The following is a 14959-nucleotide window of genomic DNA, read 5'->3' as shown; positions in this document are numbered from 1 at the left end:
CACTAGCCTTCGGGTCTTAGGCTCACACCATTTCGACTCCACTGCAAAGCTTTCCAGGAGTCGTCATCGGAAGAGAACAGAGAGTTGATGACTTCCTCATTAAGAATGAAGTGCTCAACAACGAGGGGATCAAAATGCTTACCCTTATTGGAGACAATGTGTTCAAACGCCTCTTTCCGGCTCCAGCTTGCCTTGTAAACGCGTTCAGAGCGCAGCGCGTCATAAACATCTGCAACCGCAACTATCCGCGCAGGTTGGAAGATATCTGAGCCCATCTTGCCATTCGGATAGCCGGTGCCATCCCATTTTTCGTGATGATCAAGTGCGATTCTTGCGGCCAGCTGCATGACAGCACGAGAAGATTCATGCAAAAGAGCATGTCCATTCGTCGTGTGTTGGATGACTTCCTTGAATTCCTCGGGAGTTAACTTTCCCGGCTTTGTCAGGATGTGGTCTCTGATCGCAATCTTGCCCACATCATGAAGAACTGCCGCAATGCTCATGTCATGAACATCGTCATGCGACCACCCGAGCGAAGTGGCAAGAATTCTGGTGATACGAGACACCCGAGAAACATGAACGGACGTCTCGGCAGAGCGAAACTCCACGACCTCACCCAACTTGTTAATGATCTCTGCCTGCGTCTCATTGAGCTCATTCTGCAGATTCGAATGCTCCATGGCGCGGCAGATGTGACTCAGAAAAACGTTCACAACGGAATGGTCGAAGTTCTCCAGAATTCCCAAACCTTCGAAGAAGAGGACGAACGTGCCCAATCGCTCAGACGTGAATGCGCATGCAAGCGAACCGTCCTCGATTATGGTCCGGTTCTGAACCGATGCTGTCAGCACAGTGTTCAACTGAGCGTCAGTCAACAGCGTTTCCGCGTGATCCTCGGGAAGTCCGCTGAAGCGGCCGGTGCCGGCAATGGACTTGATATCTGTTCTGGGAAAGTCCAGGCAAAACGCCGCAGCGTCAGGAGCGCCATCTGATTTCAACAAGACAACGTCTGGATTGGCCTGCATGAGATTAACAAATTGCGCAATCGCCGTTTGTATAAAGGCGCGGTGTTCATTGAGGCGGTAAAGGTCTGCGGCGTCGCTGATAATCTTCGTAAAACCGGCCCTGCTGGCGGAAATCGTGCGGATATTGCAGTAATTTCGTACTGAAGTGTGAACGGTCGTAAAGAGTTTTGTTGCCGTCAGTTCCGTCTTTTCTTTATAATCATTGATATCATATTTTGTCACGACCTCCTTCTCTGGCGCAGAACCCGGCTCCCCGGTCCTGAGAACAATACGTGTCGTGAAATCTCCTAAAGTTTCCCTGATGTATTTTACAATTTCCAGACCCGAACTTGGCCCATCCATCACAACATCCAGGAGAACCAACGCAATATCAGTATTGCTTCGAAGAATTTGCACCGTCTGTTGCTTGTTGTAACTATCCAGGAAGGCGATTGGCTGACCGAGGTATCGGTAATCGCTCAATGCTAATTTTGTAATCGTATGAACTTCGTCATCATCATCGGCGATCAAGACTTTCCAAGGCTTGTATATGTGAGTTTCCTCAGAGCCCCGATCCGGAGCAAATGAGACAAGTTCGTCGCTCATAGATATCGCCTCATTGTAAACCGAAACTTGAAGCCGTCCGAACTCTCGGGCAAGTCAACCTCACCGCCAAATCTATCGTGGACGATTTCACGAATGATCGACATACCCAGGCCCGTCGATGCACTATCCAGCCCACCGCTTACGAAAGGTTCGAATATATGGGGGCGAACATGATCGGGGACTCCAGACCCGTTGTCGCAATATGTCACCTCGACCCATTCGTTCTGCGCTTTGGCAGAAATGGAGATTTTGGGTTGCAAATCTGCGGGGCGTTGCGCGAAGCCATGTCGTAGTGAATTGACAATCAAATTTGAAAAGACCTGAGATAAGGTGCTCGGGCTTTCATAAATCCAGATATCTGTTGGTATGGAGAGTTCCAGGTCAACTCGCCCTTTTTCGAGCAGAGGATTGATCTGTGATGTTACATTGTCCACATATTGATGCAGAACCAGCTTTTCTTTGTCGTGACGACGTGTGTCTTGCGAAAGGCTCCTGAGGCCGTTGATAATCTTGGAAGTGCGTGCGAGGTTCGAATTGGTCAACCTGATCGCTTTTTGGGCTGTCGCCAATGCGTCGCGCATTCCGCTTTGTGTTAGGGAGCCTTTGGAGAATTCTTCTTCCAAGAATTGCACCTTATCCGCGAGGTGTGAGGTGCTCGTTATGCAGATCCCCAGCGGCGTATTAATTTCATGGGAAATCTGTGCCACCATATCGCCCAGCGATGCTAACTCTTCGACCTTACGAATCAATTTCTTCAGTTGCAAGAGCTCGATCTCTCTCGAACGATGTGCGCTTATATCTTTGCGTTCAAGCCAGTAGGTCTTGTTGTGCAGATCGACGATCCAGAACTCTTCATCGGTTCTTGTTACGGTGGCGTCTGATCCAGTGCTATCTGCCAATGCCTTGAAAAGTTCGTCCACAACTCCCGGAAAAACCGTATGTATAGTGCTTACTGAGTGCCGAAAATTAGCAAGAGAGTCATGTGCCGGTTTGCTTGTACCAAGGATTTTGCCGGACGCATCGATCAAGAATATTGATCGACCGTCGATTTTAGAAATTGCGTCGTTCATTTTCATATCGGATCGATCGGGGCAAAGCCAAGAGATTTGCTTCGTTCGAGTGTTTTTGAAGCTCTGCGCTCAGACTCCGGGAGTGGTTCCCGGGAAGTGCGGCTGACTATCAGAGGGACCTGCAACGACTTTTCCTGCTCTTTGGAGTAGTATTTTTCTAAGAGGCGACGAAATAGCCTTTTTGAGCCGCAAGGCAACAGGCTTGTTCTTTGCGCAGTTTGAGGGTGTGGCGGAGCCGGCGGCCGTTCGCTGTCTAGGGAAAGCGGTCGTCGAGTTTGTGTTGAGTTTGCCGCGGGTCCCGGAGTGTTTTCGGGAAACAGCGGTCCGAAAGCTTTCTCGGCGGCAGGGTGTTTTGACGACTGGCCTCGGCATTTCTTTGGAGCATTTGGGTATTGAGCGCCAAAGAAGTCTCCGGTGGATCACGAAATGAGAATTTCGCGCTTGATTACTGTATTGTTGAGTAAGATGGAGGGGCTGCATCCTTTGGAGGAGCAGTGTATCTTTCGCGTCTGAGGTTTTCATCCTGTCCATCTTCCCCGAAAGGGACAGGGACCTCGACGATGCAGTGCGACGCGTTGGATGAATGGGAAGAGGAACTCTGGGAACCTCAGTCCGGACCGCTTAGGCCCTGCCCCGGGGGATCAAGAGTATCGATCGAAACTCGTCAGTCTGGCTTCTTTCGCTCGTTGGGTTCGAAGAAGTTTCTTGCGCCCACTGATGTTTCACGACGCGGGTGGCACCGCTGAAGGCTTCGATAGTCAGGAAACATCGGTCCCCGTATAGGAAACTTGCGGGGACGGAAGGACAGCCGACGACTGGCCCGTTCCAGCCAGCGGGCTGAGGGTTCGAGACCCTCCCGGATCGCCAGTCATTCCCGCCGGAAATCAGGCAGGGCGGTGCAGGACCGCCCCGCTTGTCGATCACGAATGGATCGGTCCGTCGCCGCAGGCGAGCGCGGCTTCGCGCACGGCTTCGGAATAGGTCGGATGCGCATGGCAGGTGCGGGCCAGATCCTCGGCCGCGGCGCCGAATTCCATGGCAACGCAAATCTCGTGGATCAGGTCGCCGGCCGCGGGGCCGATGATATGGGCGCCAAGGATGCGGTCGGTTTCCTTGTCGGCGAGGATCTTGACGAAGCCGTCGGCCGCGAAGTTGGCCTTGGCGCGCCCGTTCCCCATGAAGGCGAACTTGCCCGCCTTGTAGGCGCGGCCGTCTTCCTTGAGCTGTTCCTCTGTCTTGCCGACATTGGCCACCTCGGGATGGGTGTAGATCACGCCGGGGATCACGCCGTAATTCACATGGCCTGCCTGACCGGCGAGGATCTCGGCCACGGCCATGCCCTCGTCTTCGGCCTTGTGGGCCAGCATCGGTCCCTCGATCGCGTCACCGATCGCATAGACCCCGGCCACGGAGGTGGCGTAGTGCCCATCGGTCGCGATCTGTCCGCGATCCGTCATCTTCACACCCAGATCGTCGAGGCCGAGCCCCTGCGTATAGGGTTTGCGACCCGTCGCCAGCAGGACGGCATCGGCCTCGATCGTGGCCTCGCTGTCGTCTTTCTTCAGCTTGTAGGTCACGGTGGCCTTGCCGCCCTTGGTCGTCGCCGATTGCACGGCGGCGCCCATCACGAAGGTCAGGCCCTGCTTTTCGAGGATACGCTTGAAGCTGCGCTGAACCTCGTTGTCCATGCCGGGGGTAATCACGTCGAGATATTCGATGACCGTGACCTCGGCACCCAGCCGCGCATAGACGGAGCCAAGCTCGAGCCCGATCACACCTGCGCCGATGACGACCATCGTTTTCGGAACTTTGCCCAGCGTGAGCGCACCTGTCGAGGTGACGATCGTCTTTTCATCGACCTCGACCCCCGGAAGCGAGGCGGCCTCGGACCCGGAGGCGATCACGATGTTCTTGGCCTCATGCGTGTCGTCGCCGACCTTGACCTTGCCCGCGGCGGGGATCGTGGCCCAGCCCTTGATCCAGTCGACCTTGTTCTTCTTGAACAGAAACTCGATGCCCTTGGTATTCTGGCCGATCACGTCGTCCTTGTAGGTCAGCATCTGTTTCCAGTCGACGGTGGGCGCCTTTCCCTTGAGCCCCATCGCCGCGAAATTATGCTCGGCCTCATGCAACTGGTGAGAGGCGTGCAGCAATGCCTTTGACGGAATGCAGCCCACGTTCAGGCAGGTGCCGCCCAGCGTCTCGCGTCCCTCGACGCAGGCAACCTTGAGCCCGAGCTGCGCGGCGCGGATCGCGCAAACATATCCGCCCGGGCCCGAGCCGATGACGATAAGGTCGTAATTGGCCATGAGTGTCTTTCCCTTCGTGTTCTGCCGCTGGGTCTGCCCATTGTCGGCGGTCATTCGAACGCAGCATGCGTCGAGTGGCAAGTGGTTGTCGGTTTCAGATGAGCGTGGAGAGGAGCATGAGCAGGGTCGCGCCAAAGCCCACGAACCAGATCAAGGAGCGCCAGGGCGCCAGCGCAAAGATGTAGGCCGGCACATACAGCGCCCGGGCTGCCACGTAGATCCAGCCACAGGCCGCGGTGAGCCCCGTTCCCTTGTCGGCGTAGGACACCACGATCGCGGCAATGGTAAAAAGCGTCAGCCCTTCGAAGTGGTTGTTCATCGCCCGCTGCGCGCGGCCGGCATAGCCCTTCAGATGAATGGGTTCGTCGCGCGGGCCAAGCGCCGTCTCTTTCCCGACCTGACGGTTGGCCAGAACGGAATAGATCGTGAACTGCACAACCTGCAGCAGGGTTGCGAAAACAAGGGCGGTAAGCTCGGGAGTCATACGAATTCCTGCCGGAGGGCGGGGTTACACCCGCACCAAGAGTTTGGGGGTAGGGCGGGGTGGAATACCCCGCCGCGCCCCGTTCACAGATCCATCAGCAGCCTGCGCGGATCTTCCAGCGCCTCCTTGACGCGGACGAGGAAGGTCACGGCGCCCTTGCCGTCGACGATCCGGTGATCATAGCTCAGCGCAAGATACATCATCGGACGGATCACGATCTCACCGTTCACGACCATCGGCCGTTCCTGGATCTTGTGCATGCCGAGGATGCCCGATTGCGGCGGGTTCAGGATCGGCGAGGACATGAGCGAGCCATAGACCCCGCCGTTCGAGATCGTGAACGACCCACCCTGCATATCGGCCATCGACAATTTGCCGTCCCGCGCCTTGATCCCGAGATCGGAGATTTCCTTCTCGATCTCGGCAAAGCTTTTCTGGTCGGCGTCGCGCAGCACCGGGACGACAAGCCCGGTCGGCGTGCCCACGGCAATGCCCATGTGGACATAGTTCTTGTAAACGACGTGATCGCCGTCGATCTCGGCATTGACGTCCTGGACTTCCTTGAGGGCGTGGCAGCAGGCCTTGGTGAAGAACGACATGAAGCCCAGCTTCACGCCATGCTTCTTGAGGAACAGGTCCTTGTATTCGTTCCGCAATTCCATGATGCCGGTCATGTCCACCTCGTTATAGGTGGTCAGCATCGCGGCGGTATTCTGCGCCTCTTTCAGGCGTCGGGCGATGGTCTGGCGCAGACGGGTCATCTTGACCCGCTCTTCGCGGTCGGCATCGGAGGCTGCGACGGGCGCGCGCGGAGCGGGCGCCGGGGCTTCGGCGGCCTTGGGCTGCGACAGCGCCTTGAGCACATCTTCCTTCATGATCCGACCATCTTTGCCGGTGCCCTGAACGTCCCCATCCTTGAGGTCGTTCTCGGCCATCAGTTTCTTGGCCGATGGCGCGTCTTCCACATCGTCGCGGGCCGATGCATCGGCGGCCGGTGCGGTTTCCTTCGCTGGCGCCTCTTCCTTTGCGTGGGCTTCCTCGGCCGGCGCGGGTGCGGCCTCGCCTTCGGCGATCTGCGCCAGCAGGGCGTCGACCCCCACCGTTTCGCCTTCGCCTGCGACGATCTCGCTCAGGGTGCCGGCGACGGGCGAGGGGACCTCGACCGTCACCTTGTCGGTTTCCAGCTCGCACAGCATTTCGTCGGCCGCCACGCTATCGCCGGGCTTCTTGAACCAGGTTGCAACGGTGGCCTCGGTGACGCTTTCCCCGAGCGTCGGGACGCGGACTTCGGTGCTCATTTCAGTTTCCTTCAAGATCGAGCGCATCGTTGACGAGCGCGGTTTGCTGGGCCTTGTGCTGCGAGGCAAGGCCTGTGGCGGGGGAGGCGGCAGCAGGCCGCCCGGCATAGGTGGGCCGTTGATGCGTCGCGCCGATCCGGCTGAGCACCCATTCGACATTGGGTTCGATGAACGACCACGCGCCCTGGTTCTTGGGCTCTTCCTGACACCAGACCATTTCGGCGCTCTTGAACCGTTCCAGCTCTTTCACGAGGCTGATCGCCGGGAAGGGATAATATTGCTCGATCCGCATCAGGTAGATGTCGTCGATCCCCGCCTCGTCGCGCGCCTCAAGCAGGTCGTAGTAGACCTTGCCAGAACACATCACCACGCGGCGGATCTGATCGTCGGGTTTCAGTTGGGTATCGGAATGGCCCTTCTGCGCATCATCCCACAGAACCCGGTGAAAGCTCGACCCGGTGGTGAAATCGTCGGCATCCGAAATCGCGAGCTTGTGCCGCAGAAGCGATTTCGGCGTCATCAGGATCAGCGGCTTGCGGAAGGTGCGGTGAAGCTGCCGGCGCAGGATGTGGAAATAGTTCGCAGGCGTCGTGCAATTGGCCACAATCCAGTTGTCGCCGCCACACATCGTCAGGAACCGTTCCAGCCGGGCGGAGCTGTGCTCGGGACCCTGACCTTCATAGCCATGCGGGAGCAGGCACACGAGGCCCGACATCCGGAGCCATTTCGACTCGCCCGACGAGATGAACTGGTCGAACATGATCTGTGCACCGTTGGCGAAGTCGCCGAACTGCGCCTCCCACAGGACAAGCGCCGAGGGTTCGGCCAGCGAATAGCCGTATTCGAAACCCAGCACCGCGTATTCCGAAAGCATCGAATCGATGACCTCGTAATGCGCCTGACCTTCGCGGATGTGATTGAGCGGATAGTGCCGCGCCTCGTTTTCCTGGTCGATGAAGGCCGAGTGCCGCTGCGAGAATGTGCCGCGCGTCGAATCCTGACCCGACAGGCGGACACGGTATCCTTCTGTCAGAAGAGAGCCGAAGGCGAGGGCTTCACCGGTTGCCCAGTCGAACCCCTTGCCGCTTTCGAACATCTCGGCTTTCGAATCCACCAGCCGTTTCACCGTGCGGTGCAGGTTGAACCCGTCCGGCACATGGGTCAGGGCGCGGCCGATGTCGGCCATCGTCTCGGGCGAGATCGATGTCTGGCCGCGCTGATACTTGTCTTTTTCCCGGTCCAGATGCGACCACCGGCCATCGAGCCAGTCGGCCTTGTTGGGCTTGTAGGTCTTGCCGGCCTCGAACTCATCGTTGAGCGTGGCCTGGAACGAGGCTTTCATATCCTCGATCTCGCCCTCGGGGATAAGTCCGTCCTTCACCAGACGCTCGGTATACAAGGTCAGCGTCGTCTTGTGCGACTTGATCCGCTTGTACATGCCGGGGTTCGTGAACATCGGTTCATCCCCCTCGTTATGGCCAAAGCGGCGATAGCAGATGATGTCGATGACCACGTCCTTGCCGAACTTCTGGCGGTATTCGGTGGCGACCTTGGCCGCGTGCACCACGGCTTCCGGATCGTCGCCGTTGACGTGGAAGATCGGAGCCTCGACCATCAGGGCGATATCGGTCGGATAGGGCGACGACCGCGAGAACGCGGGGGCGGTGGTAAAGCCGATCTGGTTGTTGACCACGATATGGATCGTCCCGCCGGTGCGGTGCCCCGTGAGGCCGGACAGGCCAAAGCCCTCGGCCACCACACCTTGCCCCGCGAAGGCCGCGTCACCGTGCAGCAGAACTCCCACGACCTGTTTGCGATCGTGATCGGCCAGCTGCTCCTGCTTGGCCCGGACCTTGCCAAGGACAACCGGGTTCACGGCCTCGAGGTGAGACGGGTTCGCGGTCAGCGACAGGTGGACGCTGTTGCCGTCGAATTCACGGTCCGACGATGCGCCTAGGTGATACTTCACATCGCCCGATCCATCGACATCTTCGGGCTTGAAGCTGCCGCCCTGGAATTCGTTGAAGATCGCGCGGTAGGGCTTGCCCATGACATTGGCCAGAACCGACAGGCGGCCCCTGTGGGGCATACCGATCACGACCTCTTTCAGACCCAGCGCGCCGCCGCGCTTGATGATCTGTTCCATCGCGGGGATCAGCGCCTCACCGCCATCAAGGCCGAACCGCTTGGTGCCCATGTATTTGACATGCAGGAATTTCTCGAAGCCCTCGGCCTCCACCAGCTTGTTCAGAATGGCTTTCCGGCCTTCCTTGGTGAACTGGATCTCCTTGCCATAGCCCTCGATCCGTTCCTTGAGCCAGGCGGCCTGCTCCGGGTCGGAGATATGCATATACTGGAGCGCGAAAGTGCCGCAATAGGTGCGCCGGACAAGCGCCACGATCTCGTTCATCGTCGCAACCTCGAGCCCGAGGACGTTGTCGATGAAGATCGGCCGATCCATGTCCGCCTTGGTAAAGCCATAGGACGCGGGATCGAGTTCGGGATGCAGGGCGTTGTTGCGCATCCCCAGCGGATCGAGATCGGCCACAAGGTGACCCCGGATCCGATAGGCGCGGATGATCATCAGCGCCCTGATCGAATCGAGCACCGCCGCCCGGACCTGTTCCTCCGAAAGGGTGACACCCTTCTCTTCGGCCTTGGACCTGATCTTGTCGCCGGCGGCCTTGGCCTCGGTCGGCCACTGACCATCAAGCGCCGCGGTCAGCTCATCCGAAGGAACCGGCGGCCAGTCGGCCCGCGCCCAGGACGGGCCCGCGGCCTCTGCCTTGGCGTCGGCCGCGCTGTCTCCCAGAGAGGCAAAGAATTGACGCCAGCTTTCATCCACCGCACCGGGATTGTCGGCGTATTTCGCGTAGAGCGCCTCGATGTAATCGGCATTGTGCCCCTGCAGGAACGAGGAGGCGTGGAAGACGTCGTTGGGGCTTTGATCTGTCATGAGTGGACCTCCAGTGAATGCGTGGTCATTCCCGCGTTGGTGCAAGGTGTCGCCCCGCAGGGCGGCGCCCATCGTTTACTTTCCGATCGCTTCCAGGACCGCTTCGCCCAGCGTGGCGGGGCTGTCTGCGACGATGATGCCGGCCGATTTCATGGCCTCGATCTTCGATTCCGCATCGCCCTTGCCGCCTGCGACGATGGCACCGGCATGGCCCATGCGACGGCCCGGGGGTGCCGTGCGGCCCGCGATAAAGCCCGCAACGGGCTTCCAGCGGCCCTTCTTGCGCTGCTCAGCGAGGAATTCGGCGGCCTCTTCCTCGGCGGTGCCGCCGATCTCGCCGATCATGATGATCGACTGGGTCTCGTCGTCATCGAGGAACATGTCGAGCACGTCGATATGCTCCGTCCCCTTGATCGGATCGCCGCCGATGCCCACGGCGGTCGACTGACCAAGCCCGCTGTCGGTCGTCTGCTTGACGGCCTCGTAGGTCAGCGTGCCCGAGCGGGACACGACGCCAACCGAGCCGCGCTTGTGGATGTGGCCGGGCATGATGCCGATCTTGCAGGCGCCGGGCGTGATGACACCGGGGCAGTTGGGCCCGATCAGCCGCGTGGCAGATCCTTCAAGCGCGCGCTTCACCCGCATCATGTCGAGCACGGGAATGCCTTCGGTGATGCACACGACCAGCGGGATTTCAGCGTCTACCGCTTCGAGGATGGAATCGGCGGCAAAGGGCGGCGGAACGTAGATGACCGAGGCATTCGCGCCGGTGACCGCCACCGCCTCATGGACGGAGTTGAAGACCGGAAGGCCCAGATGCTCCTGCCCGCCTTTTCCGGGTGTCACGCCGCCCACCATCTTGGTGCCGTAGTCGATCGCTTGCTCGGAATGGAAGGTGCCTTGGCTGCCAGTGAACCCCTGGCAGATGACTTTGGTGTTTTCGTCGATGAGAATGGCCATGCGGATGCGTTTCCTTCGTTATTCTGTGCCGCTCGGGGCGGTGGACTGGACTTGTTCGTTAGGCGTTGCGAACCCGGTCATTGATTGACCTCGCGCCCAATGATCGGTGCGATGCGTGCGGCAATCGCCGGATGACGTTCCTTCAGACGCCGCCAGGCCCGCTGATAGAGCCGGGGCTTGCCGCGCACGTCGCGATCCGACTGGCGGCGAAGATCGCCTCTTCGCTTCAGCTTGCCATCATGTTTGGCCCTCAGGATAGCGACACCAATGCGCGCCACATCCTCCGCCGCGACGGGGGGTATCCTGTTCGGTGCTGCCGCGCGTGGTGGAAATAGATCGGCCCTGTCGGGGAAGAATGTCGCCCGCAGACTTTCGTTCGACCTCGCGTTGAGGGTGCGTATCTCCTCGATCTGTTCCTGAGACAGGCAGATCTTGTCACCGTCGCTGAAGCTGTCGTTCAGGAACCTGATCAGGCCGTGGTAGACTGGCTCGTTAAGCGGGTATTTCGAGCCGCTCTTCTTGAGATCGGAATTAAGCACACGGAGGTATTCTGCCGGCGCTCGGGCAAGCGCTTCGTTGCTCCTTGGCACGGGTTTCATGCTCGTGGGATCGATCCCCACGACCTGCGCGAAATCGGCCAGAAGGTCGCATTGATAGAGCATGTCCTTCTCAAGGAGCCGAACCTTTATCCGATCGCGGCCGACGACCGCAATCCAGGGCCGAAGAAGCCGAAAGTAGTTCCGCCTCTTATGCTTCTCGAAAAACTTCCGGAGCGTTTGTGTGCCGCCCGTTTTCACATGCTGCGAGTAGGCGCTGACAAGCCAATCTTCCTGCCGGCGAAAATAGATGACGTAGCTGATCTCGTCAAAAAACTGACCCAGCCAGTCTTCGAGCCCTTTGACCTCAGCCTCGGTCCGGGTCATCCCGCCCACATCTTCCACAGAAAGAATGACAGTCTGCTCATCAGCGCTCGAAACGGCCTTGCCGAATATTCGGGTGTATTCTGTCGCGACGGCGCGCTGATCCTCGATCGTATCGATCTGGTAGATGTATCGCAGGATCCGGTTCGGCATGAGAATGCCCGCCCTGTCGAATTGACAGACGACGACTTCAGCATGCTCGTTTGGTCGCGCCCGGGTAAGAGGTAGCCGCTGGAAGAAGAATCCCTGACGGGATAGTTCTCGTTGGTTTCCGTAAAGCCAGGACTGGATCGAGGTCGTCCCTGTCTTGGGCATCCCGATGTGAACGATTGCCTTGCGGGGGCCGGGCTGACGGGCGGGGGCGGTCATGGCGCACCCCCTTCCGTCCGGCTTAGTAGGGCAAGATCGTCTGCGCCGAGCAACGTACCGGCAGATTGCCGGCTGCGTCGTAAAAGCTCCCGTAATCCGGTGAACAGGCGGCCCGATTGGCATCCGCCTCGTAATTTGGGGCAGGACCGCAGGCTGCCGCCAGCCCCAGAAGACAGGTTGTGATTGACAGCCGCAACACTCTTGATGGCATCGGAAACTCCTTCAGCGCGAAACAGGACGGAGGCTGATTGCCTCCGCCCCGATCCTTGTCCATCCCGCCTGAATCGCGGGTTAAGGCGGCCGATCAGGAGTGTCCCGAAAGTCATGTTCAGCCCTTGACCGCTTTCACGATCTTCTCGGCGCCGTCCTTGAGGTTGTCGGCCGCGATCACGTCGAGGCCGGAATTGTTGATGATGGCCTTGCCCTCTTCGACGTTGGTCCCCTCAAGCCGGACGACGAGCGGCACCTTCAGGCCCACTTCCTTGACGGCGGCGACCACGCCTTCGGCGATGACGTCGCAACGCATGATGCCGCCGAAGATGTTCACGAGGATGCCCTTCACGTTCGGATCCGAGGTGATGATCTTGAAGGCCTCGGTGACCTTTTCCTTGGTCGCGCCGCCGCCTACGTCGAGGAAGTTGGCAGGTTCGGCGCCATAGAGCTTGATGATGTCCATCGTGGCCATCGCAAGGCCGGCGCCATTCACCATGCAGCCGATCTCGCCATCGAGCGCGATGTAGTTCAGGTCGTATTTCGAGGCCTGAAGCTCCTTGGAATCCTCTTCCGTCTCGTCCCGCAACGCGGCGATGTCGGCGTGGCGGTAGATCGCGTTCCCGTCAAAGCCCATCTTGGCATCGAGGCATTTCAGGTCACCCTTGTCCGTGACGATCAGCGGGTTGATCTCCAGCATCTCCATGTCCTTGTCGGTGAAGAGCTTGTAAAGCGTGCCCATCAGCGCGACGCATTGCTTGACCTGCGGACCTTCGAGCCCGAGCGAGAATGCGATGCGGCGGCCGTGATAGGGCTGGTAGCCCGTCGCGGGGTCCACGCTGAACGACAGGATCTTCTCGGGTGTCGATTCCGCGACCTCCTCGATATCCATGCCGCCTTCGGTCGAGGCGACGAACGAGACGCGGCTGGTCTGACGATCGACGAGAAGGGCCAGATACATCTCGGTCTCGATGCCCGATCCGTCCTCGATATAGATGCGGTTCACTTGTTTGCCGGCCGGACCGGTCTGTTTGGTCACAAGGGTCGAACCCAGCATCTTCTTGGCTTCGTCAGCGGCCTCTTCGACCGATCTGGCAAGGCGAACGCCACCCGCCTCTCCGGCGCGTTCCTCCTTGAACGATCCCTTGCCGCGACCACCGGCATGGATCTGCGCCTTCACGACCCAGAGCGGCCCGTCGAGTTCGCCCGCAGCCGTCTTGGCTTCCTCGGCGCGCATGACGGGACGACCGTCACTGACCGGGGCACCATAGGAGCGGAGCAGGGCCTTGGCCTGGTATTCGTGGATGTTCATATCGGAGCCTCGGTTGTGACTTGGGTTTCGCCCGTTCAATCACAACGCAAAGCAACAGCAAAACGGTCTTTTCCCGTTTCGCCCGAAAAACCGACATTTGTGATCACGCCCCGAAAATGTGTGATCACATTCTCCTTGGGAGCGATTCGTTTCGAACCCTTCAGTTCAGCATCACCATGTAGAGACCGGCGTTTCCGCCGATCATCGCCTCGAACTGGCGCAGCGACGCCATGTTGGCCAGAGGGCCCTGCCGCGCATAGGGCAGAAGGGTTTCGCCCTGGATCAGGCCCACGGGGTCGAGGGCCGGCGGGTCCATGAACATGGCGCCCAGATCCAGCCCGGCCCCGGGGCCGAGCCGCCAATATGGGATCAGCAATTCCCCCTTCAGGACCCGTTCGGCATCGGCCAGAACGGCAAGCCAGCGGGTCCCGGTTTCGGGCGGGAAGGGCAGGCCGAGGGCCGATGCCTGGCTCTTGTTCGGGATCCATTCGGCGTCATCATCGGTCTCGCGGGCAACCTCGCTCCAGAACTGCCGGTTGTCCTCGATCATCGCTAGGAAATGGCCATGGGCACTTTGCGACAGCGTTCGATCAGGCGTCTGCTCGAGCGCGAAGATGATCATCGCGACAAGATCCACCTCGGTCTGGTAGGCGGCGATGCTGTAGGGCACCAACGGCTGCGGCGGGCCGGCAACCGCGAAGAACCCCTCCGCCGTTTCCATCACCCGGGCGATCGGATCGGTGGGGCCGATTGCGCCGATCGTGTCGCTGATACCGGCCAGCAGATGCGCATAGGCGCGCAGCCAGGAGACGTCGGCGGTATCAAAGCGAATGGTCACGGCTTCCGGTGCCGCGCCGAAGCCGCCGCCCAAAGCGAAGCCCGCGATCTCGATCACGCCTTCGCCCATGTCTCTTGTCCCGTTGGCGTTCACATCGAACCACAGGTCGGCGATGTCGATCGGCAGGGCAACCTCGCCCTCAAGCCCGTCCAGCGTCCGGGCGGCCTCGGTCATGTCGGCGGAGGCCGCGGCAAAGATGGCGTCGATCATCTCGGGCCGGAAGACATCCGGCGACGGATTCGGCGCAATCGGCAGGCGCAGAAGCGGAATGCCAAGGGATCGCAACAGGTCACTGTCGAGCCCCACCTGCCAGCGCGCCTGCAGAGCGGCCTCGATCCCGCCCAGGAACCGGACGCCCCCAAGCGCGAAGAGCTCGGTCGGGGTCGGCGATGGCAAGGCGGCAAGAACGTCTTCGGTCCGGGCCAGCCCATCGGTGGCGATCATGTCGCTGATGTCGGACTGGGCGGCGGCCTGGGTGGACAGAAGGCCTGAGACGACGAGGGCAAGGGCAGCGGTGCGAACCATGTGTGCGTCCTTTCGTTCGTGCCCCAAGCCTCGCCCCCGCGCGAGGATTTGGCAAGTCTCGCTTTGCCGGGCCGGGGTCGGGCCACGAAAAAGGCCCG

General features: G+C 59.7%; 10 protein-coding genes. All 10 read right to left on the bottom strand.

From position 1 onward, the window contains the following. Window positions 1–2 precede the first annotated feature (2 nt). The 10 genes from EP376_RS08055 to EP376_RS08010 all read right to left on the bottom strand — a co-directional run bounded on the left by EP376_RS08055 (window position 3) and on the right by EP376_RS08010 (window position 14861). Window positions 3–1610 (bottom strand): HD domain-containing response regulator, encoded by a 1608-nt coding sequence (locus EP376_RS08055; RefSeq protein ID WP_127655051.1) that lies wholly within the window; start codon window positions 1608–1610, stop codon window positions 3–5. Further along, window positions 1607–2686, bottom strand: coding sequence for a sensor histidine kinase (locus EP376_RS08050; RefSeq protein WP_127655050.1), 1080 nt, complete (start codon window positions 2684–2686; stop codon window positions 1607–1609). The genes EP376_RS08055 and EP376_RS08050 overlap by 4 nt, the downstream gene beginning before the upstream one ends. Window positions 2687–3600: 914 nt before the next feature. Then, complete coding sequence (gene lpdA, locus EP376_RS08045) at window positions 3601–4989, bottom strand: dihydrolipoyl dehydrogenase (protein ID WP_127655892.1); 1389 nt, start codon at window positions 4987–4989, stop codon at window positions 3601–3603. A 94-nt stretch (window positions 4990–5083) separates the two neighbouring features. Then, window positions 5084–5473, bottom strand: coding sequence for an MAPEG family protein (locus EP376_RS08040; protein WP_127655049.1), 390 nt, complete (start codon window positions 5471–5473; stop codon window positions 5084–5086). A gap of 83 nt (window positions 5474–5556) precedes the next feature. Then, window positions 5557–6771, bottom strand: coding sequence for a 2-oxoglutarate dehydrogenase complex dihydrolipoyllysine-residue succinyltransferase (odhB, locus tag EP376_RS08035; protein ID WP_127655048.1), 1215 nt, complete (start codon window positions 6769–6771; stop codon window positions 5557–5559). Between the two features lies 1 nt (window position 6772). Next, window positions 6773–9727: a 2-oxoglutarate dehydrogenase E1 component gene (locus EP376_RS08030; protein WP_127655047.1), complete on the bottom strand. Its 2955-nt coding sequence runs from the start codon at window positions 9725–9727 to the stop codon at window positions 6773–6775. A gap of 75 nt (window positions 9728–9802) precedes the next feature. Continuing rightward, window positions 9803–10687, bottom strand: coding sequence for a succinate--CoA ligase subunit alpha (gene sucD / locus EP376_RS08025; RefSeq protein WP_127655046.1), 885 nt, complete (start codon window positions 10685–10687; stop codon window positions 9803–9805). A 77-nt stretch (window positions 10688–10764) separates the two neighbouring features. Next, window positions 10765–12099, bottom strand: coding sequence for a hypothetical protein (locus EP376_RS08020; RefSeq protein ID WP_127655045.1), 1335 nt, complete (start codon window positions 12097–12099; stop codon window positions 10765–10767). Between the two features lie 205 nt (window positions 12100–12304). After that, window positions 12305–13498, bottom strand: a complete 1194-nt coding sequence (sucC, locus tag EP376_RS08015; protein WP_127655044.1) for an ADP-forming succinate--CoA ligase subunit beta — start codon at window positions 13496–13498, stop codon at window positions 12305–12307. Between the two features lie 160 nt (window positions 13499–13658). Beyond that, entirely contained in the window at window positions 13659–14861 is a 1203-nt protein-coding gene (locus EP376_RS08010; RefSeq protein WP_127655043.1) for a hypothetical protein, read from the bottom strand. Window positions 14862–14959 lie beyond the last annotated feature (98 nt).

This window comes from Alexandriicola marinus (assembly GCF_004000435.1).
GTDB classification, from domain to species: Bacteria; Pseudomonadota; Alphaproteobacteria; order Rhodobacterales; family Rhodobacteraceae; genus Alexandriicola; species Alexandriicola marinus.
This window is presented reverse-complemented; position numbering and strand designations above follow the sequence as displayed.